The organism is Ralstonia mannitolilytica, from assembly GCF_000954135.1.
GTDB classification, from domain to species: Bacteria; Pseudomonadota; Gammaproteobacteria; order Burkholderiales; family Burkholderiaceae; genus Ralstonia; species Ralstonia mannitolilytica.
In genome coordinates, this window is record NZ_CP010800.1 from 572,134 (window position 1) to 597,602 (window position 25,469).

General features: G+C 64.4%; 29 protein-coding genes. 5 read left to right on the plus strand and 24 right to left on the minus strand.

The features are described 5' to 3' along the window. Window positions 1-31: 31 nt before the first annotated feature. Genes TK49_RS19260 through mdcA form a run of 11 tightly spaced genes read right to left on the minus strand, consistent with a single transcriptional unit; the run spans window position 32 to window position 8,291 of the window. Complete coding sequence (locus TK49_RS19260; RefSeq protein ID WP_240480057.1) at window positions 32-595, minus strand: hypothetical protein; 564 nt, start codon at window positions 593-595, stop codon at window positions 32-34. Then, the gene (gene mdcH, locus TK49_RS19265) at window positions 596-1,531 is read right to left on the minus strand and encodes a malonate decarboxylase subunit epsilon (protein WP_045219142.1); all 936 of its coding nucleotides are present in this window, start codon (window positions 1,529-1,531) and stop codon (window positions 596-598) included. Beyond that, a complete protein-coding gene (locus TK49_RS19270; protein ID WP_045219144.1) occupies window positions 1,528-2,163 on the minus strand; it encodes a malonate decarboxylase holo-ACP synthase in 636 nt (211 codons plus the stop codon). Before TK49_RS19270 ends, mdcH begins: the two co-directional genes overlap by 4 nt. After that, window positions 2,160-2,924 (minus strand): malonate transporter subunit MadM, encoded by a 765-nt coding sequence (gene madM, locus TK49_RS19275; RefSeq protein ID WP_045219146.1) that lies wholly within the window; start codon window positions 2,922-2,924, stop codon window positions 2,160-2,162. Before madM ends, TK49_RS19270 begins: the two co-directional genes overlap by 4 nt. An 11-nt stretch (window positions 2,925-2,935) precedes the next feature. Continuing rightward, window positions 2,936-3,343 carry a malonate transporter subunit MadL gene (madL, locus tag TK49_RS19280; protein ID WP_027679642.1) on the minus strand — a complete coding sequence of 136 codons (408 nt, stop codon included), beginning with the start codon at window positions 3,341-3,343 and terminating at the stop codon, window positions 2,936-2,938. Then, the gene (locus TK49_RS24620) at window positions 3,340-3,681 is read right to left on the minus strand and encodes a hypothetical protein (protein WP_157774016.1); all 342 of its coding nucleotides are present in this window, start codon (window positions 3,679-3,681) and stop codon (window positions 3,340-3,342) included. Before TK49_RS24620 ends, madL begins: the two co-directional genes overlap by 4 nt. Window positions 3,682-3,711: 30 nt before the next feature. Further along, window positions 3,712-4,542 carry a biotin-independent malonate decarboxylase subunit gamma gene (gene mdcE / locus TK49_RS19285; protein ID WP_045219148.1) on the minus strand — a complete coding sequence of 277 codons (831 nt, stop codon included), beginning with the start codon at window positions 4,540-4,542 and terminating at the stop codon, window positions 3,712-3,714. Continuing rightward, the gene (locus tag TK49_RS19290) at window positions 4,539-5,384 is read right to left on the minus strand and encodes a biotin-independent malonate decarboxylase subunit beta (protein ID WP_027679644.1); all 846 of its coding nucleotides are present in this window, start codon (window positions 5,382-5,384) and stop codon (window positions 4,539-4,541) included. The genes mdcE and TK49_RS19290 overlap by 4 nt, the downstream gene beginning before the upstream one ends. A 9-nt stretch (window positions 5,385-5,393) precedes the next feature. Further along, the gene (locus TK49_RS19295) at window positions 5,394-5,699 is read right to left on the minus strand and encodes a malonate decarboxylase subunit delta (RefSeq protein WP_045219150.1); all 306 of its coding nucleotides are present in this window, start codon (window positions 5,697-5,699) and stop codon (window positions 5,394-5,396) included. After that, window positions 5,686-6,603: a triphosphoribosyl-dephospho-CoA synthase gene (locus TK49_RS19300; protein WP_045219152.1), complete on the minus strand. Its 918-nt coding sequence runs from the start codon at window positions 6,601-6,603 to the stop codon at window positions 5,686-5,688. Before TK49_RS19300 ends, TK49_RS19295 begins: the two co-directional genes overlap by 14 nt. After that, on the minus strand, window positions 6,603-8,291 hold the full coding sequence (gene mdcA, locus TK49_RS19305) for a malonate decarboxylase subunit alpha (protein WP_045219155.1): 1,689 nt from the start codon (window positions 8,289-8,291) through the stop codon (window positions 6,603-6,605). Before mdcA ends, TK49_RS19300 begins: the two co-directional genes overlap by 1 nt. A gap of 165 nt (window positions 8,292-8,456) precedes the next feature. Here mdcA and TK49_RS19310 point away from each other — a divergent pair, with 165 nt between their 5' ends. Then, complete coding sequence (locus TK49_RS19310) at window positions 8,457-9,362, plus strand: LysR substrate-binding domain-containing protein (protein ID WP_045219157.1); 906 nt, start codon at window positions 8,457-8,459, stop codon at window positions 9,360-9,362. On the opposite strand, the gene TK49_RS25235 is transcribed toward TK49_RS19310, so the two are convergent. The 7 genes from TK49_RS25235 to TK49_RS19340 form a co-directional block, all read right to left on the minus strand. Further along, window positions 9,265-9,753: a PAAR domain-containing protein gene (locus TK49_RS25235; protein WP_082076358.1), complete on the minus strand. Its 489-nt coding sequence runs from the start codon at window positions 9,751-9,753 to the stop codon at window positions 9,265-9,267. The two genes, TK49_RS19310 and TK49_RS25235, sit on opposite strands and share 98 nt — an antisense overlap. 13 nt (window positions 9,754-9,766) lie before the next feature. Beyond that, complete coding sequence (locus tag TK49_RS19315; RefSeq protein ID WP_045219160.1) at window positions 9,767-11,020, minus strand: hypothetical protein; 1,254 nt, start codon at window positions 11,018-11,020, stop codon at window positions 9,767-9,769. After that, complete coding sequence (locus TK49_RS19320) at window positions 11,017-12,177, minus strand: DUF6708 domain-containing protein (protein WP_240480059.1); 1,161 nt, start codon at window positions 12,175-12,177, stop codon at window positions 11,017-11,019. The genes TK49_RS19315 and TK49_RS19320 overlap by 4 nt, the downstream gene beginning before the upstream one ends. Next, window positions 12,174-14,771 (minus strand): T6SS effector BTH_I2691 family protein, encoded by a 2,598-nt coding sequence (locus TK49_RS19325; protein WP_045219161.1) that lies wholly within the window; start codon window positions 14,769-14,771, stop codon window positions 12,174-12,176. Before TK49_RS19325 ends, TK49_RS19320 begins: the two co-directional genes overlap by 4 nt. Next, window positions 14,764-15,675, minus strand: coding sequence for a DUF4123 domain-containing protein (locus tag TK49_RS19330; protein WP_157774017.1), 912 nt, complete (start codon window positions 15,673-15,675; stop codon window positions 14,764-14,766). Before TK49_RS19330 ends, TK49_RS19325 begins: the two co-directional genes overlap by 8 nt. A 9-nt stretch (window positions 15,676-15,684) precedes the next feature. Continuing rightward, window positions 15,685-18,159, minus strand: coding sequence for a type VI secretion system Vgr family protein (locus tag TK49_RS19335; RefSeq protein ID WP_240480064.1), 2,475 nt, complete (start codon window positions 18,157-18,159; stop codon window positions 15,685-15,687). 786 nt (window positions 18,160-18,945) lie between these two features. Next, window positions 18,946-19,572, minus strand: a complete 627-nt coding sequence (locus tag TK49_RS19340; protein WP_045219168.1) for a J domain-containing protein — start codon at window positions 19,570-19,572, stop codon at window positions 18,946-18,948. Window positions 19,573-19,675: 103 nt separating this feature from the next. Here TK49_RS19340 and TK49_RS19345 point away from each other — a divergent pair, with 103 nt between their 5' ends. Next, the gene (locus TK49_RS19345) at window positions 19,676-20,020 is read left to right on the plus strand and encodes an ArsR/SmtB family transcription factor (protein ID WP_045219170.1); all 345 of its coding nucleotides are present in this window, start codon (window positions 19,676-19,678) and stop codon (window positions 20,018-20,020) included. Beyond that, entirely contained in the window at window positions 20,010-20,528 is a 519-nt protein-coding gene (locus tag TK49_RS19350) for an SRPBCC family protein (RefSeq protein ID WP_045219172.1), read from the plus strand. Before TK49_RS19345 ends, TK49_RS19350 begins: the two co-directional genes overlap by 11 nt. A gap of 70 nt (window positions 20,529-20,598) precedes the next feature. Here the strand turns inward: TK49_RS19350 and TK49_RS19355 are convergent, their stop codons facing one another. Continuing rightward, window positions 20,599-20,976 carry a cupredoxin domain-containing protein gene (locus tag TK49_RS19355; protein WP_045219174.1) on the minus strand — a complete coding sequence of 126 codons (378 nt, stop codon included), beginning with the start codon at window positions 20,974-20,976 and terminating at the stop codon, window positions 20,599-20,601. 1 nt (window position 20,977) lies between these two features. Continuing rightward, window positions 20,978-21,937, minus strand: coding sequence for a metallophosphoesterase family protein (locus TK49_RS19360; protein ID WP_045219176.1), 960 nt, complete (start codon window positions 21,935-21,937; stop codon window positions 20,978-20,980). Between the two features lie 180 nt (window positions 21,938-22,117). Here TK49_RS19360 and TK49_RS19365 point away from each other — a divergent pair, with 180 nt between their 5' ends. Together TK49_RS19365 and TK49_RS19370 are read left to right on the plus strand one after the other, a co-directional pair. Further along, window positions 22,118-22,747 (plus strand): RNA polymerase sigma factor, encoded by a 630-nt coding sequence (locus TK49_RS19365; RefSeq protein ID WP_045219178.1) that lies wholly within the window; start codon window positions 22,118-22,120, stop codon window positions 22,745-22,747. Then, window positions 22,737-23,552, plus strand: coding sequence for an anti-sigma factor family protein (locus TK49_RS19370; protein ID WP_045219180.1), 816 nt, complete (start codon window positions 22,737-22,739; stop codon window positions 23,550-23,552). Before TK49_RS19365 ends, TK49_RS19370 begins: the two co-directional genes overlap by 11 nt. Window positions 23,553-23,576: 24 nt before the next feature. Here TK49_RS19370 and TK49_RS25105 read toward each other — a convergent pair whose 3' ends face one another. The 4 genes from TK49_RS25105 to TK49_RS19390 all read right to left on the minus strand — a co-directional run bounded on the left by TK49_RS25105 (window position 23,577) and on the right by TK49_RS19390 (window position 25,459). After that, on the minus strand, window positions 23,577-23,711 hold the full coding sequence (locus tag TK49_RS25105; protein ID WP_045219183.1) for a hypothetical protein: 135 nt from the start codon (window positions 23,709-23,711) through the stop codon (window positions 23,577-23,579). A 42-nt stretch (window positions 23,712-23,753) separates the two neighbouring features. Then, complete coding sequence (locus tag TK49_RS19380) at window positions 23,754-24,146, minus strand: tautomerase family protein (RefSeq protein WP_045219185.1); 393 nt, start codon at window positions 24,144-24,146, stop codon at window positions 23,754-23,756. 54 nt (window positions 24,147-24,200) lie between these two features. Then, window positions 24,201-24,617 carry a MarR family winged helix-turn-helix transcriptional regulator gene (locus TK49_RS19385; RefSeq protein WP_045220362.1) on the minus strand — a complete coding sequence of 139 codons (417 nt, stop codon included), beginning with the start codon at window positions 24,615-24,617 and terminating at the stop codon, window positions 24,201-24,203. 158 nt (window positions 24,618-24,775) lie between these two features. Continuing rightward, entirely contained in the window at window positions 24,776-25,459 is a 684-nt protein-coding gene (locus TK49_RS19390) for a DUF2076 domain-containing protein (protein ID WP_045220364.1), read from the minus strand. Window positions 25,460-25,469 lie beyond the last annotated feature (10 nt).

The following is a 25,469-nucleotide window of genomic DNA, read 5'->3' on the forward strand; positions in this document are numbered from 1 at the left end:
CAAGAAGAAACGGGGCCATGCGCCCCGTTTTTTATTGACCTGTTTGGTGCGCCACCGGGCAAACCGCTTCAAGCTGGCGGGCGCCGGTGTCGGCGTTTCGCGCTGAGAGCTGCAGAAGCTGCGGGTTGGCGCCGGCCACTTTGACCGTGATCGGCTTGCCTGTATGGAACAACGCGTAGAAGCGCGCGCGCGACTTCACGTCACCCACGGCATACGCTTCCATGTCGGACACTTGCAGGCGCGCCGGGATCGCTAAACGAAGAGGGCCGGAAGCGAATTGGAGGCGGAGGGCCGTACCGTTTTGCCGCGGTTGCGCACGCATGGATACCGCAACGTAGAGCCGCTTGAACTCGCAGTTGGCGTAAAAGCTCAGGCCTTCGGTTTCATAGCCGCCATACGTCAATGAGTGTGCGACGTAGTGCCAGCTTGCGAGTTCGTCTTCGGCGGTTTGCGTGCTGGCCGCCAATGCGGAGGAGGCGAACAAGGCGGCGATGGCGGCAAAGGGCAGGACGCGCACTTCGGGGCCTCTCACGAGCGATGAAATCCGGCGCGCAACGATGCCGGAATGCCGCTGAAAAGTCCATCTGGCAGACATTCAAACGCCATCCCCGCGGCGTTTTCGCCGTATCCGCACTCGCACCGCATCCAGCCCGGCGCCCGCATCCAACACGGCCTCTGCGGCAAACACACCCTGCGCCAGGCGCGCCAGAGCACCGCCACCCGGCACCTCCACCGCCATGTTTGCGCCGCGTTCCAGCGCATGCCGTAGCGTGTCGTGCCACAACACCGGCCGCGCCATGTTCCAGGCGAGATCTTCGACGATGAGATTGGCGCGGAACAGCGCACGCGCGCGGCTGCTGCTGACGTAGGTGATCTGTGGCGCGTGGGCGGTGGCCTTTGCCGCGGCGGCCGCAAGCTCGGCGGCCTGCGCGCCCAGCAACGGGCAGTGCGACGGCACCGCCATGCACAACCGCGTCGCCTTCGACGCGCCGTGGGCCAGCGCACGCTCGGCGACCCGCGCGAGCGCTGCGTCGTTGCCGGCCACGACGATCTGCCGTTCCGCATTCACGTTGGCGACATAGGCCGGCGTGGCGGTGGCGTTGACTTGCGCAACGATGCCGCTGACCTCCGGTTCGGCGAGGCCGATGATGGCGACCATGCCGTAACCGCTGGGGTAAGCGTCTTCCATGAGCTGAGCCCGCAGGCGCACCAGGCGCAGCGCATCGCTGAACTCCAGCACACCGGCGACAACCGCCGCAGGCCACGCGCCAATGGACAGGCCCGCCACCATGTCCGGTCCTGCGTACTGTCGAGTCAGCGTGCGGGCCACGGCCACGCCGGCAATCAGGAGACAAAGCTGTACGGCCACCGTTGACCGCAACGCCTCTGCGGTATCGAGCGTGAGCGGATCGACGCCGAGCACGTCGCCAGCTTCGGTCAACGTCTGCGCAACAGCGGGGTCATCAGGCAGCGCATGCAACATGCCCGCGCGCTGGCTGCCCTGGCCGGGAAACATGAACAGGATGCTCATGCCGCGTCGCTCCATGGGTCTGCGACGAGCCGGGGGCCGTGGTCGGTCTTGAGCAACGTTTGATGCGGCGACGCCAGCCAGTCGCGTAACGCGAAGCCGCCGCAGCCGGTGTCGATCTGCAAATCGACGCGGCACTCGGTATCGCTCAACAGGCGGACGAGCTGATCGCGTTGCGCAGTCGACGGGGCACGCGGCATGCGCACAACGAGATCGAGATCGCTCTGCGCATGCAGCACAGGCAGCCCGCTGGCGAGCGCAAAGCCGGCGCCGCCCGTCGGCCCCCACGCCCAGCCGAGTGCGTTGAGTCCTGGTGCCAGCGCGCGCAAGGTGCGCAGCGCCGCGAATGGCGCGTCGTGTGCGATGGCGGCCGCTTCGGTTGCCAGCGCCTCGGGCGAGACGACACGCGTGATGCTGTTGGCAGCTGCCGTCGCCGCGCAGCGTTCATGCCGTGTGCCACCGCGCAAGCCGACCGGCACGGAACCATCGGTGCCGCGCGGTGCGCGTCGCACCACGACTGGCGCCCCTTGCCGGCATACCGTGATGGCCCAGTCCGGCAAGGGGGCGCCATCCGTCGCTGTAGGTGTTTCAGACACCCACAGCAGATCGTGCGCGCGCAGCGGCGTGGCTGTCATCGCAGCAGCGCTTGGGTGGCCAGGAACAGGATCGACGGTCCGAGCAGGCAGCCGAGGCCCGTATGGAACGTCGCCACGAGCGAGCCGTATGGCACCAGCCGCCGATCCGTGGCGGCCAGGCCCGCCGACACCCCGCTGACCGTACCCGCCAATCCGCCGAACACCATGGCCGCGCGCGGGTTGTTCAGGCCGAGCGCCTTGGCCGCGAACGGCGTGCCGACCATCACCAGGATCGCCTTGACGAGGCCCGTCGCAATCGACAGCGCCATCACATCGGAGGTGGCCCCGAGCGCCGCACCAGTCACCGGTCCGACGATGTATGTGACGGCGCCTGCGCCGATGGTGGTGACGCTCACCGGATCGGTGTAACCGAAGGCGTAGGCAACGCAGGCGCCGACGATGAACGGCAGCACCGTTCCCAGCAGCAGCGAGATGGCACCGATCATGCCGGCCTTGCGTGCCTCGGTCACCTGCACTTCAAAGGCCGTCGCCACGATGGCGAAATCGCGCAGCATGGCCCCGCCCATCAGACCGATCCCGCCGAACAGCTTCAGGTCTGCCAGGCCACGCTCGCCGCCGGTCTGCATGCCGCCCCAATAGGCGAGCACCAGCCCGATCATGATGGCGATGGCCGAGCCGTGCACGCGCCCGAACGTCAGCTTCTTGGACGCCCACATCGACAGACCCATGACGATGCCGACCAGCGCGAACGCCGCGACAAGCCCGTTGTGCTGCAGAACTTTCTCTAGCATTGACAGCATGGTGCGGCTCCTTAGGCGCGGGCTTGTTCGGATTCAGGCAGTGGCGGCAGCGGTTGTCGGTTTTCTGCCTTGCCGGTGCGGTTGATGACCGCGATGCACGCACCGCACACGATCACCGCGCCGATGGCACCGAGCAACGCAACGGGGCCGCCGCGCAGTGCCGTGACGACGTTCTGCGTGGCTGCCATGGCCACCACCACGGGGATGTACATTGCGCCCCAGAACGAGACGCCCGCCTCCGTGGCGGCGGGCATCAGGCCGCGCTTGTGCAGGTAGAGCCGCGCGAAGATCAGCAGCAGCATGGCGATGCCCACGCCGCCCACGTTGGCCTTCACGCCGATGGCCTGGCCGAGCAGGTCGCCCAGGAAGAGGCCGGCGATATGACAGAGCGCCAGCAGGGTTGTACCGTAGATGATCACGTCTTTGTCTCCTGAAGGAACGGCGATGGGTCGCCTGTTGTGGTGTTTGGGTGATCGAGGGTTGAAGACTGGTTGTTTGGCGTTGATTGCGTTGATTGCGTTGGTGGTGCATCCCTTGTTTCATCCCCTGCCGGGGCTGACTTACTTTCTTTGTCTTGCCAAAGAAAGTAAGCAAAGAAAGGCGCGCCCGAGATGGCGAAAGATTCCTTGAATTTCTGTCGCAGGGAGGGAGAGGAGGCAAACTCGCTTCGCTCAAACAGCCTCCTCTCTTTTTCCTCCCTGCAACAGAAATTCAAGGCGCCATCTAGGGCAGGTACGGCCAAACCGTCGAGGCGCATGTGTTGGCGCCGCGATGTGTCTACTGTTCGTTATGCGCCTTCTGGCTGGGCGTTCCATTGCTCGCGCAGGCGTTTGCGGACTTCCGACGATGCGGTGCGCAGCGCTGCGCCCAGGCGGCTTTCCAGGCCGCGTGATGGGTCGGCTGCGATGTCGGCCAGTGCTGCGGCGAGTGCGGTCTGCACGGTGTCGACGTCGCTGGCGTCGGGTGCGTCGGCGGATTGCACCTTCAGCAGTTTCCACAGCAACCCGAGCGACGCGAAGCTGGCGATGTCGTAGGCCATGGGCGGAATCTCTTGTGCGAGGCGTTCCAGGTCGGCGACGGAGCGCAGGGTTACGCGCGCGGCTGCGGCCTTGCCCATTGCGTGCACCATCACGTCGGCGTCGTCCAGTGCGAGCAGGCGATTGGCCTGGTAGCCGTGCGCGAGCAATGCGCCCGACATGGCGCGGCCGACGATGAGGCCGATGACGGGGTGGCCGGCCAGGCGTGCGGCAGCGTAGGCGTCCGCCGCTGCAGCCAGCGCGAGGTGGATGCCGTAGGCTTCCTCGCGACGGCCGTAGGCTTGGCTTGCCACATCGATGACGGCGACGATGGCGCGCTTCTTTTCCTGCGCGGCGTCTGCAGTCATGACATCGCGCACGGCGCGCGCGAGCTGCCAGCCTTCGACGAGGCCGACTTCACCGTTGCGTGCGCGAGGGAAGCGGTTCTCGGCATCGGGCACGACGGCGATGTAGCGCGCGGGCTGGCCCGCGAGCGCGGCATCGACGACTTGCAGCGTGCTGCCGTAACCCGGCACCGGTGTGCCGACGGCGAGCGCGCGCATCCAGGTCGCGCCGCGCGTGGAAAGTTCGTTCTGGCTCATGCGACGTCCTTTGCGTAGTGCGCGCGTACATCCTCTGCCGTGGCTTGGCGCGACGTGTCGACAGCGGCGAGTTGTGCGAGGTAGTGGTCGATCTGCTCGCTGCGCTGGCGCGCGGGTGCGCCGGCACGCAGCCACTCGATCACCTGTGCGCGGATCGTGACGGAATCGTCTTCGATGCAGACATCGGCCAGGCCGGTGGCGGCGCGTTGTTCGCCGCCGGTGAGGCTCCAGATGAAGGGGCGATCGCGCGAGTCGTATTCCTCGATGCCGGCTTCCTGTTCGATCACCTGCGGGCCGTTCAGGCCGAGGCGCGCCTCGCGCGTCATCAGCAGATAGCTGCACAGGCCCGCGGCGATGCTCATGCCGCCAAAGCAGCCGACCACGCCTGCGGTGATGCCGATCACTGGCCCGTACTCGCGCAGCGCACGGATGCCTGCATGGATTTCAGCAATGGCGGCAAGGCCCAGGTTGGCTTCCTGCAGCCGCACGCCGCCGGTTTCGAAGACGATCACGGCCCGTGTGGGAATGCCGTTGCGGTTGTCTTCCACCGCCAGCTCCAGCGCGCCGGCAATCTTGGCGCCGGACACTTCGCCCATGCTGCCGCCCTGGAAGGCGCCCTCAATGGCGAGCACCACCGCGGGCTGCCCGCCCAGCGTGCCGCGCGCCACGACGACGCCATCATCGGCCTGCGTGACGATGCCCTGACGCGGCAGCCACGGCGAGGTCAATTGTTCGAACGGGTCCAGCAGCTCTCGGAAGGTGCCGGGGTCGAGCAGCGCAATGGCGCGTCGGCGCGCATCGCGTTCGATAAAGCTGTCGCGTTCAATCGGGTTGCGTGACATGGCTTCTCCTTATGACCCGAGCGCGTTAAGCGATTCAAGCGCCTGCTCAAGCCGCAACCGCACCACGGCCGGTGTCGCGCCGAAGTCGTTGATGATGATCTTGGCCGCCGGCCACGCGTGCGAGCCGAACACACGCGCAAGCTGCGCCTGCCACGTCGCCCTCATGCCATTGACAGACGTGGTGATGGTCACGTCGATCTGGCCGGCGTTGCCCGGCGTCAACAACACTTCGAGGTCGCCCGAGCCGACCACGCCGGCATACGCGCGGCGGCTGGCGGGGGCGCCGCCGGTGAATTGAAAGTCAAGACGCTCCATGTTCGGTTTCCTGGTCAGCGGATTCGGTGTCGGACACTGCGGGCGCGCTTGCGGGCAGGCGGTCGAGGAAGAGGGCGGCGGCCAGCAGGTCGGCCGCGCCGCCGGGCGACACGTGCCGCGCCAGCATGTCCTTTTCCAGCAGGCGGAGCGCGCGGCGGCCCTGCGGTGTGGCAAGGCCGCCGGCGGCGCGCACGGTGGCCGCGCCGGTCTGCACGGCGCGCAGCGCATCGGCGCCGCCGCGTGCGAGCAGGCACGTATCGTCCAGCCTGGCCATGATGGCGAGCAGTGCATCCACGCGCGCATGGTCTTCGCGGATGCCCGAGGCACGCGCCCGACGTAACGCCGGCAGCGCCACCTTGACGACATGCGGGAACCCCGCACAGGCTTGGCCCTTGGCGCCGCCGACGCCGTAGTCGTTGCAGGCGCGCTCGCCCTTGTGGCCGGTCGAGACGGGGGCGAAGCGGTCGGGGATGTTCGCCAGACGCGCGGCGCGATTCGCCACTGCCGCGGCGCCCAAGGCATGCGGCGCCTGCGCGGCGGCGGTCACCAGCAGGCCGAGCGCCCAGATGGCGCCGCGGTGCGTGTTGATGCCGCCGGTGGCATCGAGCATGGCCGCCTCGCCTTCACGGCCGAGGCGGCCGATGCGTTCGCGCAACGCAAGCGGTGCGTCGAGCTGTGCGCCGGCCAGCGCCATGGCTTCGAACGCCGGACGCAGGCTTTGCGCCGAATGCACCATCAGCGTCCAGTCCAGATCGTGATGCGCGCCGTTGCCGCGCACGTCCACCAGACCGGGTTTGGGCGACAGCGTCACCTCGTCGATGAGGGCAGATTCGACCAATGCGGCCAATCGCTTCGCGCGCGCTTTCGGGCTGGCGGGCAGGGGCCGTTGCAATGTCTTTTCCATTACCAGCTCCGGAAGCGCGCAGGCGGGTCGTACAGGCCGCCGGACCATTCGACGAGGTCGGCGATGCTCTTGGCGGCGAGCAGCTCGCGGCTGGCATCGCTGCGGCGCACGTCGAGGTCTTCGGGCAGCGCGATCAGGCCGTCGCGGCGCATCTGTTCGGTCTTGGATGGGTCATGCCGCAGGCCGATCGACGTGACACCCGCCACCGCGGCAATCATGGCGCGCCGCTCTTCCAGCGAACGTGCCTTGTAGAGATACGCGATGCCGTCTTCGGTCAGCAGGTGGGTGACGTCGTCGCCGTAGATCATGATGGGCGCGAGCGGCATGCCGCTTTGCTTCGCCACGGCCACGGCATCCAGCGTGTCGACAAAGGTGGGCTTGCCGCCTTCCTGGAACGTTTCGACCATCTGTACGACGAGCTTCTTGCCGCGCTCGAGCATCGTCACCGGCTCGGTCATGTCGAGCCACGCGGGCGTGGCGTGACGGCGGCCGCGCGGGTCGTGGCCCATGTTGGGCGCGCCGCCAAAGCCGGCCAGCCGCCCGCGCGTGACGGTGGACGAATGCCCGTCGCCATCCACCTGCAGCGTCGCGCCAATGAAGAGGTCCACCGCATATTGGCCGGCGAGCTGGCACAGCATGCGGTTCGAGCGCAGCGAGCCGTCACGCCCGGTGAAGAACACATCGGGGCGTGCGGCCACGTAGCGCTCCATGCCCAGTTCGGTGCCGAAGCAATGCACGCTTTCCACCCAGCCGGATTCGATGGCGGGGATCAGCGTCGGATGCGGATTCAGCGTCCAGTTGCGGCAGATCTTGCCCTTGAGGCCCAGGCGCTCGCCGTACGTTGGCAGGATCAGCTCGATGGCGGCCGTGTTGAAGCCGATGCCGTGGTTGAGCGACTGCACGTTGTGCCGCTGGTAGATGCCGCGAATCGCCATCATCGCCATCAGCACGTGCACGGGCTTGATGAGGCGCGGGTCGCGCGTGAAGAGCGGCTCGATGTAGAACGGCTTGTCGGCCTGCACGATGAAGTCGACCCACGAGCCGGGAATGTCGACGCGCGGCAGGTCGGCCGGGTCATCGACGATCTCGTTGACCTGCACGATCACGATGCCGTCGGAAAACGCGGTGGGCTCGACCAGCGCTGGCGTGTCTTCCGTGCTGGGGCCGGTGTAGATGTTGCCGTCGCGGTCGGCCTTGAAACCAGCCACCAGCGATACATTCGGAATCAGGTCCACCACCAGCCGTGCATACAGCTCGATGTAGGTGTGGATGGCGCCGACTTCCAGCAGGCCGTCGGCCAGCAACTGGCTGATGCGCAGGCTCTGCGGCCCCGCAAACGAGAAGTCGAGTTTGTGCGCGATGCCGGCTTCGAAAATGTCGAGGTGTTCGGCGCGGCTCACGCTCGGCATGATCATGTGCAGATCGTGCAGGCGCTCGGGGTTCACCTTGGCGAGTGAGCGCGAGAGGAAATCCGCCTGCTTCTGGTTGTTGCCTTCCAGCACGACGCGGTCGCCCGGGGCGAGCAGTGCTTCGAGTGCGGCGACGATGTCACCAGTGGGAATGACCTTGCCGTTGGCAATGCGGCGCGCTGCAGTCAGGCGGCGTTCTTTTTCGTCGCGCCGCCGGCGCCATTGCGGCGGGATGGGTGCGTTGATCCCGTTTGCCGATTGGTTGGGCATCGGTTGCATTGGGTGGCGTCTCCAGCCTTGATTGATTTGATGCCCTGTACCGTAGGCTGTAAGAAGATGCACTTCAATCAACCTAGGCGCGGTTTCATTAACTTGAAGTTAATGAAACAATGGCCGATTCTGATAGCAGCGCGCCCGTAGAAGGCGCCCGGAGGAGCCCCTGCCATGGCAATCGATGAAGACATCACCCTGAAGAAGCTCGAAGTCTTCCAGTCGTTCATGACGCTGGGCAACATGGCCCGCGTGTCGGAGGCGTTGGGGCAAAGCACGGTGAGCGTGCACCGCGCGCTGCACTCGCTGGAAGAGGGTTTGCGCTGTCCGCTGTTCAAACGCGATGGGCGCAAGCTGATTCCGCTGTCGACCGCCTACGTGTTTGCCGAGCACGTGGAGCGCATCCTGGCCGAGTGCGAAGCCGGTGTGCGCCGCACGCGCGAAGCTGCGGGCTTTTCGTCAACGACGCTGAAGATCGGCGGGCTCTATTCGATGACGGTCGGCACGTTGCCGCGCATCTTTGCGGGCCTGAAAACGCGCCGCTCCGCACTCGACATTGAACTCACGCTTGGTTCGAACCGCAGCCTGCTCGCCAAGCTGGAAGACGGGCAACTCGACGCCATCGTCATCGCGCTGGGCGAGCCGCTGCGCAATCCCGATCTGCTGACCGTGCCGATGTTCGACGATGAGATTCTGTTTGCCGCACCGCTTGGCTCCCCGTATGCCGCATCGGCCGAGATCGACTTGCAGACGGTGCGCAGCGAAAAGTTCGTCGCACTCGGCGATGACTTTGCGACGTACCACGACTTCATGGCCGCCTTCGACAAGGCCGGCTTTGCCCCGCAGATCGCGCTGCGCGTGGGCGACATCTTCTCGCTCATGAACCTTGTGAGCGGCGGTATCGGCTATGCGCTGCTGCCGCGCCGCGTGGCCGATTTCAGCCCGAAGGTGCAACTGATTCCGCTGGCCGCGCGCTATGCGATCAGTCAGCACATCGTGCTGGTGATGCAGCGCAATCGCGAGCGCGATCCGAATCTGTTGGCGCTGTCGGCGGAGTGTCGGTTGTTGGGGGCGCGGTGATCAGTGTGGCGTGCCGTGTGGCCGCTGAAGTCGCCCACTGGTCTGGCTTGGTACTGCTGCGCGCGTCTCGCGCCGGTCGGGGGTGGGGGGCGAGCGATGGATGGTAGCAACGCGAACCTATGGCGCTGTGGTTGCAATCCACAATGGCGCAGCCATCCCCGATGAGCACCGCGCCACACTCGGTCTCGTCCCCATGCGTGGCAACAGGCTCGCCGTCCACCTCCATATCGCAGCGCACCTTGATGATCCTGTTGGGCCCGTGAATCGGGCAGTCCACCCAGTCTGTGCGCCGCGCGATTGGTTTGCCATCGAGCAGGCTCTCTGGCGAGCCCGTTGTGACGTGGCCGCCATGGGAGTGGGGGCAACCCACTGTGATCATGCTTCCGTCCATGCTTGTGCTGTCCTTACTTCTTGTCTTTGATGTTCCCCTGGACGGTACTTTCAGGGAATAGGCTCTTAGGCGCGGCTGCCAATGCCTTGCTCAACGCAGCCAGAAACTCAATCTCAAATTGCTCCGACACATGCCATCGACCGAGTTGCCCCTTCTTTTCAAAGGTAAATTTCTCATCGATTTCAAGCACGCCATTTTCCGAGAGTTTTGCAAGTAGCGGGTCCTCGTATGCGATGCGCAAAGGGCATGACAGTTGGGTGGGCGATTTCTCGGTGCAATCGGCCGTGGGGCTCAAGGACATCACGCGCTGGCTCAATGTTTTTGAATGGCTGACGCCGAACCGGTCCTGCCGATAATTTGTCGGTGAGGCTGAAAGGTCTTTCTTTTGCAACACCTCCAGGCCGTCCATGAACGCTTTGCGGAGCCTCTCGTTTCCGATTGGCGCCCCCAGCGATTCGCTATGTTGGTCGCCACCGTATTGGGTCTGAACAAACTCCGCGGGCACCATAGCGACCTCAAAACCAGAGCCCCCCTCGGCCGCTGGGCGAATGACAAAACCAACGGTCGTCTTCAAATCACCGACCTTGACATCAACCGTGCATCCACGGGAGCGTGAAGTGTTTTCGTATCCGATTTCCCGAATGTTAGACAAATCAGGAGGTCCTGCCTGTATTGCATCGATCGATGACAAGTACGAACTCATCGATATATTGAATAAGGATGCGGATGCCCCCTTCGATTTACAGGCTGGCGTGGTGGGAGGGGCGAGGTAGAACGCTGCTGCCGCCGCCACAACGCCAAGCCCTGTCGCCCACCCGCCAAAGCGCCACAGCCTTTTACGCCGATTCATCCGGATCGAAATCGGTCTGATTTTTTCCAGAAAACGATCTGGATCCAGCTCACAATAGGAAATTAGCCGGGTCTCGGCCACAAGGTCTTCGTCGCTTTCGGACGTCTTCAAGACCTTGGATGCAACCTCATCCAACATCTCGTCAGGCACGAGACCATGCTTGACCAGCCAATGCATGGCGCCCCCAGGGCTGGCAAACAGCGGGGCGTCAAGGAGAATGCGCTTCGTGCTGACGGCCTTCGTGTCTTGAAGCAATTGGATCGCTTGATCATGGACGGCTTCGGTGATGAAACCGTCCATCAGCAGCACGCTGAGCTTCCATTCGTCGGTGTGCTGGTCAATCTCGATTGCTCGCCAGGCCAACGGGCCCGTACTGGTTGTTGCGGAAGCGGTGGCGATCGTTTGTTCGTGAGTCATGTTGAATTTTTGACAGGTGAATCGAGCGTTGGCGCGATCATCGCGTTAAACACCGCCTGGGATTTCTGTTGCTTGAGGATGGCTTCTGCCTCGGATCGGGTCAGCGCGCCCTCTCGCCTGCGCTGGGGTTCCAGTGCCCACGCGCGTTCCAGGTCTGCCCGCGAGGGCCTGCCGCCTGGTCCGCTGGCGAAACCGATGTAGTCGTCGGCGTAGGGGCGGGCGTACGGGTCGTTGGGTTCGGGCTTGCAGGCTGCCTCAATCTCGGCGGGCCACACCGGGTCGCTACAGGTGGCAAGCACAAGCCAGCGTACCGTCGCGTCCAGCAGCATGAACGGGAAGAAGACGTAGTCGAAGAGCGAACTGAACAGGCTGGAGAGCTTGTCTTCGCGACAAATCTTGAAGCCTTCCCAGAACGATTCGCGGGGGTTCCAGAAGCGGTGCGGCTCGGGCAAATCGGCGGGGCCGTCTTGCATGTAGCGACGGTAGTACTCCCATTGTTGTTGGGCTTGCTCCAGCGTGAACATCAATCGCCCGAGCACGAAGCCGCGCACGACGTTGCCGTTTGCATCCAGTGTGTAGTGGCGGATGTCGTACATGGAATAGCTGGTGGATAAGCCGCCCACCCTACGCTTGCCGATGCAAAAGAACTCGTCGTTGCTCCAGGGCACTTCCCAAAGGCCCTCGCGGTCTTTGGTGCGCATGGCGTAGATGCGCCGCGTCTTGCGATTCAGGCGGATGGGACGGCGCTTGAGGGAAAGCAGATAGCGGCGGGCTGCGTCGCCTCCAATTAGGCCGAAGAATGCAGAAGATGCAAGCCCGAGGATCGTTCCAAATACAGTCGCAATCCAATTTCCATTCTCCCTCATCTCTTCGGCTGAGACATGAAATGGTGTCGATGCAAACATCGCCCCGAGGAAAAGTGAAAATCCGACCGCGACTGCACAGATCAAGAGCAGCATCCCGGCCAACTGCACACGCGTTTGCGATTCGTCGGTGATCTCCAGGCACGTCGAGTCGATACGGTAGACGTTACCAATCTCGAAAATCTCATCGCTCGCGGGTTGGTCAATGTGCAGCCGGTGTTCTCGCTCCCACTCTCCAAGTGGCTTGCCTCTTTGGTAAAAATAAATACGCTCATCTTTTGGCGCAAATCTCATTTCACGCCCTCGTCCTTGACTTCGATTCCCAATTGCACAAACTCCTTCCACTCGGCTTCCATCGAGTGATATTTGTCGGGGTCGGGCCGCTTGGCAAAGCGGCATTTCTGAACCCACTTGAGCGTGGCGGGATCATCCAGCATCGCCAAGCCAACGTTCACGCCAAACAGGATTACAAGGGCCGGCCAGACCGGGACCCCACCAAATATCAGAGGGAAAATATCGGCTGCGACCGGGAGCGCTGCTGCCGCGAGGCCAGAAGCGCTTGAGGTCATATACAAGACCGCGACGAGGCGATTTCCTTTCATGTACTCATCGCCCGCATGGCAAGCATCCCACCCAACAGCCACAGTTGCTCCCGCAAAGCCAATCCACCTTCCCCCGCGCGCCAGTCTTTCTCCCTTCGCCACCCATTCTTCTCGCGGCGTAGCCCGCATGGCTCTTGCCACCAGCGGATGCGTCGGCGCCTTGGACACTGCCACGCCCGCCTGCTCGGCCAGCGTCCCCACCATCGTCACCAGCCCGCCCATGAGCTTGGTGCCTTTCTCCGCTTCGTCAAACTCGCCCGCAGCCCGGAAGGACTGTGCGGCGTGGTAGACCGCCACGCCTTGCAGAATGCACGCGATCGCGCCGATGTTGACGTGCGGTGAGCTCAGTGCCGCCTTGACTTGTTTGACGCCGGGAACGTCGGCGGTGGTTCTCAGTTCTAGCGCGCCTAGTCCCGCCGTGTTGGTGAGGTCTTTCGGATCGAACCACACCAGGCGGGTATTCTGAGCCAGGCCCTTGGCACGCCGGGCAAAGGCATACGCTTCCTCCCGGCGCTGGGTCCGGCCAAGCTGGTCATACAGTTTGGCGTTCTGTGCCTTGAGATCGCCCAGCGTGGAGGCCCGAAGCTGCAAGAGGTTTTTGTCGACCGGGACGATGCGCGCCCCGCCGAACAGGCTCAGGCCATGAATGAACATCCTGGCGGTTTTGGAACCCAGCCTGTTTGCCAGCGCCGGGATGATCTCGTCGGACAGCACCCAGGCCAAGCGCGGTACGAGCTTGAGCTTGGTGACGGCTGCGGTCAGTGACAGTCCGCGATCCAGCAAGCCGTCCATGGCGTCCAGCCCAGACCGGAAGACGGCCAGCATGGCGCCGTAGGCCGCGTCGGTCGGGTCCGCCACGGTCTTGATTGCCGGTTGGTAGTTGAGATACAGCGCGCGGGCCAGCAGGTTGCTGTCCTTTTGCGGGTTAGCGTCTTCGTACCAGCGCTTGATGACTTTGCGGCACTCAACGGTGTCGAGTGCACCTTCGATGCAACGTGTGAGGGCTTCGTTGTAGTGGTAGCCGTGCGCGAGGTCCATCCGGTCATGACGATGGGTCATGTAGCTGGTGAATTGGCCGCTGGTGAGCCACTGGCTGTGGCTCTGCGCAATTGGGGCGAGAACGGTTTCGTTGAGTGTTTTCAAGCGCGCCGTATGGTCGCGGTGCCGCTTGCTGTTGTCGAGCACGTCGGCGTAGGGTTTCCAGGCGGCGGTCTTGGCATCAGTCTCGCGCTTCTGGCGCGTGGCTTCGCGCTCGGCGTCTTCTCTGGCCCAGCGCGCCTTAGTCCTTTCGTAGGCGAACATGGCCGACAGGAGTTCGTAGCCGGGACGGCCTTCTGCATCGGTTTCCGTGCGCCGGGCTTGTTCTTCTGCGGTCATACGAGCGATGGCCTGAGCTTCAAGGTTGGCTTGCAACCGGTCGAGCAGGAAATCGGTGGTCTTGTCCCAGATGACGCTGTTGACGGCACGCGCGTGCATCTTGTCGCTGGTGAGCGCGGCGAGGTCTTTAATGATGCCTTTGGGGTCTTCGAAGGCCAACATGAGCGCATCACCGGGCGAGACGCGCTCCATGGTTTCAGAAAGAATGGCGCCAGCGTTCAAGCCGATCAGGTCCAGGCGATTGTCCGCCTTGGTGCGCGGCGGGGCGCTCAGATACTGGAAAGCCTTGTCCTGTGCTTCGGGCGGCATGGCGTAGGAGGCGACATGCTGGCTAAGCTCGGTGGCGCGTGCGGCGTGCGGTGCCTTGTGGCTGGCAAGCCAGGTCTGCACGTTGAGCGATTGCATGTGCTGCCGGCGTACGTCGGCGCGGTTCTTGTTCTCGTCGAGCTGCGACTTTGTCCACTGTACGTGCGAGTAGGCATACCACACGGTGGTGGCATGCTCGGCGTCGGGGATGGTGAAATACATCGAGGTATAGCCATGCCCGATACCCATGCTGCAGAAGAACTCGTCGGGGGACCTGGGCGGGGCGGGACGCTCCGGAATGATCTTCCACAGGTGGCCACCGTTGACGACGAGGTAAGACTCCCACAACTGCAAGGCTTCGTGAAACAGGTAGAGGAAGCCGGGGCGCATGGTGCGCAGGGTGTACTGGGCACCGCCGCCCAACTGGGCTGGGGCGTTCTCGATCTTGAAGTTGCCGGACAGTGTGGGGGCGCCGACTTTGTCTTCCGGCCCAACGACGGCGTAGCGAACCGGAAAGACGGCCAGCCCCGGTGCATGGTCGCAGAACTGGCAGCCTTTGACGGGCGGGGTGAAGCGGTCGACGGATTTCTTGGCGTTATCCATGCTGCGTGGGGCTTTGAGTCTGTTTGGCGGTTCGGGCCATGATCCGCATGAGTTCCCAGTCGTTGGTAGACAACTGCGCCATCGCTTGGCGCAACGTCACCTCGCCGCTGGCGACGGCGGGCCACAGCGCTTGCAGCTTGGCGTGGTGCTCGAACGGCTGGCCAAAGGCTGCGGCATACGTGGCGTAGTGCCTGCGGTCGGTATCGCTGCGAATATGCAGATCTTCGGTAGCAAACCGGAGTAGCCGATCGACATTGGGGGCCTGAGCAATCGATGGCTTGGCGGGCGAGGCGATACGAGCCAGTACCTGTTCGATATCGACCACATGCTGGATCGATGGCCACTGCTTGGCATCCGGCCACCATGGGCGTGGATCGGTGTTGTCCGATTGCGCGGGTGCGGCGGGTCGCTCCAGTTCATACCAGTCGCCCGCCCAGGCAAGGCCCCAGGTTTCGCACGGCCCGTAAAGCGCGTGCAGTTGCGCGGGGCGCAACAGCCATGCCATGTGGATGAAGACGTGCGGATCGTAGAAGCGCCATAGCGCTTGCCCCTGTCGATGATCCGTGCCAATGAGGCAGCCTGCCAGATGGGTAGCCACGTCTTGGATCGGCGCTGGCCCTTGTAGCCGGGCACACACCACAGGCGGGTCGGCACGCTGTGCACCTCGCCACATCAAATGCGCCAAGGCATGCCGCATGTCCGGAGGCGTCTTGGCCAGATCCAGCAACATCGGCATCAGGCTGGCGTTGTCACCCACCCCGGAAGGTAGGCACTCGTGCAGGGGCAGCGATGACAAATCCAGTACGACAGGATCGTGGTTTAGCAGGTCCAGCACGAGCAAGCCGTCGTCCCAAGCGGACGGCCACGGTTTCGGCACCAGATGCTCGGTCTTGAATTTCGTCATGACCATTACTTACTGGATAGGTACAGCGCCCGCACCGCTCGTAGCGGCACCGGCTGCGAGGTGGGCGCAAATCTTGGTGGTGGGCATGGCATAGGTCGCCGTCTTCGGCCCGGTCAGCAACTTGCTTGCGGAGTACACAGCCCATTTGCCTTGCGAGAGGTTTTCGATGCCTTCAGGGGTGATGCGGATTTCGTTGCCGCCGACGTTCAGGCGGATGCCCTTCTTGCCGCTGATCTCGACCCAGTCTGTCGTTGACAGGATGCGCAGCACCTTCTGCGCCAGCAGGTCCATAGCGTCGGATTGCGCTTGCATCTCGACCTTGCCTTTGGCGGAGAACAGCTTGATGCCGTCGCGCTGTACAAACAACGAGAAGCGTTCGGTCGCGGTGGCATACATGCCGCCGCCTGAGGAGAAGGACAGATGTTGCCCGCTGGTGAGTGCAATATGCTCGCCGCTGGCGATGTGGGTGGTGCCTGGGGCTGAAGCCAGAATGCCCGCCTGGCTCGCTACCGTGATGTGAGGCTCACTGAATTCGGCGAGTTTGCCGCCGCCCTTGATGGCATCGGCCTGCCTGTGCAGCACCTTGGCTACGTTCTGTTGCTCGCCAGTTTGCGCTTGCCCGTTGACGGCGCTTTGCCCGAGCGAGTCCGCCAACGTCAGCGCCTCTTGCATGAAGCCGATCACGTCTTCGACGCTCATCATGCCACCCTCGGCCTCAGGGCGGCGCAGGGTGGTTAGAAGCAGTCCCAGTGCGGCGCGTACTGCGGCATGGCCATCGGTGCGTGCTTCCAGCCCTTCGCCCCGTTTGTCCTGGCGTCCGGTGCCGCGCAGGACACGGGTGATATAGCCCAGGCTCAGGCTGGAGTTCTGGTGATCGCTTTGCAGTTGCGTCTGGATTTGGCCCTGCGTGTCATCCTGGACGAAGGTGTTGGTGCGCCCGCCAAACAGTTCCTTGCTGACGAAACCAGAGAGCGCATGGTGCCCTGGCATCGGCCACTGCGGCATGTTGTTCCGGTTCGGGACACGCCCCGTAATAATCGGACAATCCGGATCGCCGTTCAGAAAATCGACAATGACTTCCTGTCCGATACGCGGAATCTGGATGGCGCCGAAGCGTTCGCCCTGCCAGGGGGAGGACGCACGGACCCAGCAGGAGCTGTTGGCATTCTTCTGGCCGATGCGGTCCCAGTGGAACTGCACTTTGACGCGGCCGTATTCGTCGGTCCAGATTTCTTGGTTCTCGGGCCCTACGACGATCGCAGTCTGGACGCCATTGGTACGAGGCTTGGACTGGGTGCGCTCGGGGCGGAAGAGTTCGTTGGTGGGCTGGGCGGTGAAGCTGACTTCGCAGCGCCAGGGTGTACCGTGGCCGGAGGCCTCGGGGACGTCCTCTATCAGGAGGGCAGCGCCGAGGATGAGGTATTCGCAGTTGGCGCTGTCTTGCAGGAAGTGCGTGAGTTCGAAGGTGCAGCCGGGCACCATAGCACGCACGTTGCCGGCACCCCGGGCACGCCGGCCATGCTGGCGTATCGCTTCCATGCGCAGGCGGGCAATCTGGTCGCCTTCGGCCCAGGGGTCGTTGCCGGTGGCGGGTTGGCTGTGGTCGCCGGGCCATTCGCGCACTTCGGCGTTGGCGTGGGCGGTGTCCAGCGGGTCGGCTGTGCGGACGGTGAGATCGGCACTGGGCTTGACGAAGTCGTAGTCGGTGGCGGCCCATTGGCCGGAGACGACTTTGTCGTGCAGCTCGAAGGTGTGCAGGTGTTCTTCGTCGATGCGGTCGGAAGACGGCTGCCAGCGGATGGTTTGATAGGCAGGACTGGCGAAGGGAGCAAAGGCGCCGTTGCCATCCGTCAGCACCAAGCGGTGTTTACCGTCACTGTGCTCGATGTGCCAGGCGATGCCCCATTCCTGCGTCAGGCGCTGGAAGAATTCGAAGTCGGACTCGTTGTATTGGACTTGGTATTCGCGCTTGGGATAGCGGGCGATGTCCAGGCGGCGCTCGACGGGGAAGATGTAGCCACCAAGCAGCGTGTCCAGAATCTCCACCACTGTCTGCTGCTGGAAGATGCGGGTGTCGCGGTTGAGCGTGGCAAGCCAAAGCCAGGGGCGCAGCGTGAGACGATATTTGAGTTGGCGGCCGCCGTTGACGGGGATGGGACCGACGATGTCGGTGACAAGCCCGCTGATTTCTCGGGTGCCGGCGTCGGTGCCGTCCAACGCGATGGTGACAGTGAGTTCCTGGCTGCGCAGGGCGTTGGTATCTAGGTCGGCACCGGGGCCGTAGAGGACGTTGCGTTCGTCGGGGGTCTTGAGTTCGATTTCGTACTCGAACAGTTCGCACAGCCGCTCGGTGCCGGAGAGCTTGGAGAACACCAACGCCGGTTCGCCGAGAATCTCGGGCAGGCCTTGGCCCGTGACGGAAACTGTGCGCGCATTCAGCAAGGCAGGACGGTGGCCCATCGACGGTGTTCCAACAGAAGTCATGGAACCCGCGTTTAGCAATGAGCCAACCAGCGGCCAACGCGGGAGAACTGGCAAGGCTAGCTTGCACGGGCCCCGACTTCTATCAGCCCAACAAGAATTCACATGTTGTTGGCGCGTCGAGCGACTCCTTGCGGTCCAACGTTCAGTTAGCGGCGAATATCGACGTTACTACGTGCAATACGACCGCAGTCGTGGATGTATGACGTGCTCCACAGCGGGCAAAGGGCGGGCGAACCCAGGCAAGCCCTGGCGCCGACGCTGCAACATCGGCACCAGGCTGGATGCGCCTGGGTCGCCCATCAAGTCAGCGTTGTTGCTTGGAGTGTTCCGGCGTATCCATCGCGCTCGTAGCGCACGCGTTGCCGGCAGGGTTGCGGTTGAACACCGCGCGTGAGCGGGTGGCGTGGAAGATCGAGCGGGTCACGGCATTCCTCTTCATGTGATGAACGGAACCGCGCCCAACCCTTGGGAGGGGTGGGCGAGCACAGGCAAGGTGGAAAACCGATACATACCAATCGGCACGGCCGAAGCCGTTCAAGCCTGGCTCGCCCCAGGAGGGAGACGAAGCCAAGCCATAGCAAATGAGGACAAGAACCTATGCTCGGTTCCTGCCCGGTATGTACAAGGTTTCCACACCTCGATCGTTTTCTCTATGGCACTGAAAACGATGGCGCAGAGTGTACCGATGGCTGCTTCGTCTAAGCAGGGGCGAAACTATAAATCAGAATTCGCGTATGGCCGGTCGGATGGTGTCTCGCCGCCCCACGCTCGTGGGAATCCGGCACGCTATTGCCGCACACCAAACAAACCATGCCAGAACGATTCGAACGCACGGCGCGGCGACGCTGGCTCGTCGGGCGCGGACGCTGGTTCTTCGGGCGTCGAGGCTGCGCACGTGTCGGACGCATCCGTTGCAGGCTCGGGCGAGCGACGCGCTTCCTGCAAGGCCCACACGCTGTCGGCGATGCGCGCGGCCAGTTCTGCATCGCAGTCCCGACCGAGCAGCACGCCGAACAGGACGTCGCGATTTTGGCCATCCTCGGCAAAGCGCATGGCTGTCGCGACCATCGTTTCGTAGCGTTCCTGCGCAAGGCGTTCGCGCTCGCGTTGCGCTTCGCGCTCCTGTGCTTCGTGCACCTCTTGCTCGGCCTGCCAGCGCTGCATTTCCTGCGCGAACACTTCGTCGTAGACGCGCCGCTGCTCGGCGTCGGAGAGGATGGCGTAGGCCTCGCGGATCTCCTGGAACGCCGCATAGGCCTCGGCTTCGCGGCCGGGGTTGCGATCGGGGTGCCACTTCATTGCGGCGCGGCGGTAAGCGCGCTTGATTTCGTCCAGGGTCGCGTCCGGCTGCACGCCGAGGGTCGCGTAGATGGTCGTCATGTGCGGTGTGGCGGCTGCCGGTGGGAAGGTCATCCTAGCATGGGTATGTGGACACTTTTGCGGGCCAATGTCGCGCATCGGCACGCGTCATTGAGCGCGCTTGCATCGACGGATTCTCAAGCGTATAGTTAGCCAAATGGATAACAATGGAATTGCGCTAGACGCGGTATTTCACGCGCTTTCGGACCCAACGCGCAGGGCGGTTATTCAACGGCTCGGCGAAGGGCCCGCGACGGTCAGTGAACTGGCAGGGCCATTCGACATGGCGCTGCCGTCGTTCATGAAGCACATGCGGGTGCTGGAAGGCGTCGGGCTGGTCCGCTCGGAAAAGAGCGGGCGAATCCGGACGTGCATGCTCGAGCGCCAGAAGCTGGCGGCCGCCGAGCGCTGGTTTGAGCAACAGCACGCGATCTGGGCGAGCAGGTACCGCAATCTGGACAACCTCTTAGAGAAACTCCAAGGAGAAGGCAATGAAGGCTGATCTTCGGTTTGATTTCGTGGTCGACATGCAAAAGAGCAGCCTCACGGTGAGGCGAGAGTTCGCGGCGAAGCGCCAGCTTGTGTGGGATTGCCACACGAAGCGCGAACTGCTCGATCAGTGGTTTGCGCCCAAGCCGCTGACCACCAAGACCAAGCACATGGAATTCAAAGAGGGCGGCTACTGGCACTACGCCATGATCACCCCCGATGGACAGTCGTTCTGGAGCCGCCTGGACTATCAGAAGATCAACCCGATCGACGGCTATTCGGCCCTTGATGCGTTTTCTGATGAAGCCGGCGCGGTGAATCCGGATCTGCCCCGCGCCCGCTGGGATGTGACCTTTGCCGATGCAAACGAACGCACCCTCGTGACGACCGTGGTGTTGTACAACTCGCCGGAGGATGTGCAGAAGGTCATCGACATGGGGTTGAAGGACGGCATGACCTCCACCCTGGAGCGACTCGACGAACTGCTGCTGACCTTGGCCGAGCGCGACGCGCTGGCCTAAGACCGCGCTCGCAGATGAAGACGCCCCGACCTGTTCGGGGCGTTTTGCGTTGGGTACGCGGCGCTGCGCTTCAGGTGACGGTCAGCGTTCCATTCATCGTCTCGTGGCCCGAGCCGCAGAAGATGTCGCACAGGAAATCGAACGTGCCCGTCTTGTCGGGTGTGAGCGCCAGCCGCACGGTCTGCCCCGGCACCACATCGGCCCGTACGTTGAAATCCGGAATCGAAAAACCCATCAGGATGTCCTGCCCGGTCAGTTCGAACACCACGGGCACACCCCGCTTGAGCGTGATCTTGTCTGGCGTGAACGTGAACTTGCGCGCGTGCACGCGGATCACCGCCGGGCCCTCGCCGTGCGCAATGCAGGCGAGGGCCGCGCCGGCCGCGAGCACGGTGAACTGACGCAGCGCCAAGCGGCGCTTGGGGTGGTGTGCGATGAGGGCGCGCATGTCAGGTGGTCTCCGGGGTCTTGGTGGCAGTGGCTTCGCTGGTGGGTTGGATCGGCTGCTCGGCCAGCACCCAGGTGGCGGCGTCCTGCTTGCCGTGCTCCGCGATGCTGCGCCAGCCCAGGCCGCGATACGGTGCGGCGGCATCCCAAGGGATCGGGTTGCGTTTTGCCTGCGAGCCCGGCGCGGGCGGTGCGGGCAGCGGGAACATCAGCGAGCGCGCCGAGTGGTGCGCGATGTGCCCGGTCATGTGGTGATGCTCCTGGTGAATGTGGCCGTAGAACACCGTCACGTTGGGGTGCGGCATCAGCAAGTCGATGACCTGCTGGCCATCGCGCGTGGCCCAGTCCCATTGCGGGTACAGATCGAACAGCGGCCGGTGCGTGAACACGACGATGGGCGTGTGCGCCGGCACGGAGCGCACATCTGCCGCCAGCCACGCGAGCTGTGCATCGCCCACGCGCGCCGACGGATCCGACACGTTGTCGATGGCGATGAAGTGCACGCCCTTGTGATCGAACGAATAGTGCGTGCGGCCGAAGAGTTCGATATAGGCCTCGCCGTTGTCCAGCGAAGCATCGTGCTCGCCGGGCATGGTCCGGACCACGGGCACGTTGAGCCCCGCGGCCAGGTCGCGGAATTCGGCAAGACGCTTGCGGCGCTCCGCCGGGTCGTCGCTGATGTGCGTCAGGTCGCCCGTGAAGATGACGAAATCCGGCGCGGGCGAAAGCGCATTCACGGCGGCGATCGCCTTGGGCAGCGTGCCACGTGCATCGGGGTTGGGTGCGCCCTTGAAGCCCCAGTGCGTGTCGGATAGCTGCACGAAGTAGAAGTCTTCCGGCGCGCGGTCGTTTGCGTGCGCAGTGGCGGCCATGGCCTGCCAGCCGCGCAGGCCGGAGGCGTAGACCGCACCGCCCACTGCCGCGAGTTGCAGGAACTGGCGTCGTCCGGGTGATTGGCTCATGAGGGTCCCCTGGGTTGGATGGTCGAGCCGGCGCGGTGACGGGTGCGCCGGTCCTGCCTGTCATACCGGGGGCGGATCCGGCGTATTCCGCCAAACGCGCGTTTGCCGCGAAATTTCTCGGGTGCGGGAATAAACTGGTTTGCGCCTTGGTATACCCAGGTCAACTGCCCCCAGGCTGCCATGCCCGACCCTGCCCTCGCGCCGTCCGCCGACGCCCAGCGTTTTGCGCTGGCCGTGCTGCCGCATGTCGATGCCGCCTACAACCTGGCGCGTTGGCTCGCCGGCAACACGCAGGACGCCGACGACATCGTCCAGGAAGCCTGCCTGCGCGCGTTCCGGCTGTTCGGCGGATTCCGCGGCGCAGACGGCCGTCCGTGGCTGCTCGCGATCGTGCGCAACACGTGGTACTCCGAATGCGCGCGCCGCAAGCAGGCGCCCGCCCAGCCCTGGGACGAGGCGTTCGATACCACCGACGACGACACCACCGGCTACGGCATCGACCCGGCCGCGCTGCTCGCTCGCGTGGATGATGTGCGCCGCGTGCAGGCCGCGCTGGCACGGCTTCCCGTGCCGTATCGCGAGGTGATCGTGCTGCGCGAGCTGGAGGAGCTGCCCTATCGTGATATCGCGGTGATCATCGAGGCGCCGATCGGGACGGTCATGTCGCGGCTGGCCCGTGCGCGGCAGCAGCTCGCGCGCCTGTTGACCGAAGACGGCGCGCCGCCGCGCACGAACGTGACGCCCATCCGCGCAACGGCGGGCAGCGGCAATCGCCCCAAGGGCACCAAGGAGGCCCGCCATGACCTGTGACGACATCCGCGCCCTGCTTGCTGCGCGCGCCGATGGCGAACTCGCTGCGGCCGACAGCCTGCGCATGGATGCGCACCTTGCCGCCTGCGCCGGCTGCGCGGAGGCGGCCGCGCGCCATGACGCCACCGTGGATGCGTTGCGCCAAGGTTTGCGCGCGCCGGCGCTGTATGCGAGGGCGCCGGCCGACCTGGCCGCCCGCGTGCGGTCCGCCGTGCAAGCCGAGGCGGGCGCGCAACCGGCCTCACCGTCGGCGGCGCGCCGCAGCGCAGGCTCGGCGTGGAAACGCTTGACCGGCTGGCTGGTGGCGCCCGGCACCGGCGTGGGCTGGGGTTTGAGCGCCGGCGCCGTTGCCGCCATGGCGCTTGGCGTGGGCGTACTCGTTGGCCGCCCCGACACCTCGGCGCTGACCGCCCGCGATATCACAGCCAGCCATGTACGGGCGCTGCTGGGCGCGCGCGAGACCGACGTCGTGTCGTCGGATCGCCATACCGTCAAGCCGTGGTTCAACGGCCGCATCGATTACGCGCCGCTGGTCGTGGATCTGGCCGCGCGCGGGTTTCCGCTGGTCGGGGGGCGGCTCGATTATGTGGACGGCCACCCGGTGGCGGTGCTCGTCTATCGCGCGGCCCAGCATCCGGTCGACCTGTACGTGCGGCCCGAAAGCGGCACCGACACGGCGCCCGTCCTGCGCACCGAGCGCGGCTACCAGTTGCTGCACTGGCGCCGTGCCGGTATGGGTTACTGGGCCATCACCGACGCCTCTGCCGATGTGGTGGAAGCCTTTGCCAACGCCCTGCGAGATTGAACCGCACGCGCATGGGCGCGAGGTTCAGGGCCGCAGCAGATCGAACCCGGCCAGCAGCACAATGCCTGCCAGGGCCATGGACGCCAGCGAGTGCTGGCCGAAATACAGCAACGCGGCGGCCAGCCAGCTGGCCGCAAAGAATGCACCCATGCGGTTCATGATTTGCCCCTGAAGTTTGGCCTGCCGTGCTGCGCGCCCACCTCACGCGTGCTGAAAGCGGTACTCCTGCGTCTTGCCACCATAGCCGTAAGCCGCGGCCCGGACGTCCTGTATATAGATATAGGACTCCTCGTGCAGATTGCCGAGCAGTGCTGAGAAGGCCTCGAACGCCTCGGCGATGTACTGCGCCTTCTCTGCCTTGGTGTTGGTTTCGTCCGTCACCTTGATGTCGAAATAGACGCTGTTCTTGCCCTGCGCAGCCAACGTTTGCCCGCCGACGACCCAGTCCGCCGGGTCGATGTAGTCGATGGCGATGGCCGTCACCTTCGGGTCTTTACCGAGGATGCGCGAGGTGAGTTCGAGCAGCGTGGACGCGATCTTCTGCGTCATCTCGGCAGAACGCTGGGCACTGACTTTGACGTTGAGGATCGGCATGATGATTCTCCTTGTTAATTAGCAATGCAACTATATGAACCAAAAAAAAAACGCTCAGGTCAGGGTCGAGCGCACACCCCGGATCTTCGTCACCGTATCGGTGAACTCGGCGGTGCCCAGCACACGCTTCAACCGTGCCGTGACGGCGCCGCTCGCTTCATTGAGCGCGGCCCCGATCTTCACCGCTTCGCGCGTCGGAAAGATGGCAGTCTCGCGGCCATCGGCTTCCGTCTTGCGGCGCTCGATCAAACCCTTGGCTTCCAGCCCATCCAGCGCGCGGGTTGCCGTGGGCCGCGTGATGGACATGGCTGCCGAAAGCTCGCTCTGCAGCATGCCTGGGCGGTCGACGATCGCGCGGAGCATGAAGCCCTGCGGAGGCGTCAGGCCGAACGGCGCAAAGGCGTCTGCCCAGACGCGGTCGAGCTTGCGTGCCAGGGCGGTGGTGTTGAAGTACAGGCAGTGGTCGAACATGGTGAGTTGCATGTTAGACGGTGATGGTTAGATATGCAACTTGTTTTTTCCAGGTGCCATGTCGAAGCTGTGTTGCCGCGGAAAGCTGGCGAGAAAGGCGCCCCAAGTTGGGAACTTCCTTCTCGGGGCGCGATATCGGGTGGGGCTCGGCCTGGGGGCTAGATCAGCGTCGAATCGTCGTCGGAATAGTCGCTGCCGACCAGGTCGCTGTCGTCGAGCAGGCCGAGGCTGTCGTCGCGCGAGGCCGTGGTGGTGGTGCCGGCGCTGTCCCCGTCGAAATAGTTGTTGATCACGGTTTCGGTGGGACCGCCCATCAGCGGCTGCTGGCCAAGGAAGCCGCCACCCCCGTTGTTGTGGTGCAGCAGGTTTTCAATCCCCTGGAACAGGAGCGCGCCGCCGGCCACGCCGGCCGCCGTGGTGGCGATGCTGCCAAGCGTGCTGCCGAGGCCGCCGCTCAAGAATCCTGGGCGCGCGGGCTGGGCCTGGGCCGCTTGCGGTTGAGGCGGCATGGGCGCTGGGGCGGCCTGCTGCGGTGCGTATCCCGGGGTGGGCGCCGCGCCTGCGGTGTGGTTGCCCCAGTTGTTGGCCGGGTCCATGAACGCTGTGCTGCGGCCGGCCTGCGCCGCCTGCAGCTGATTCTGCAGAGCGGCAATCTGCGAGCGCGCTGCGGCCAGCGCCTGGTCGAGCAGCATCGCGCGCTGCACGAGCAGGTACGCGGCGTCGGGCTGCTGGGCAACGGCTTGCGTGATGCGCGCTTCGGCGTGCGGGTCCTTCGCCTCGGCGCGCGCCTGGACGAGCTGGGCAAGGAAGGTGTCCAGGGCTTGCATCTCTTGCGGTGTCATGATGGTGCCT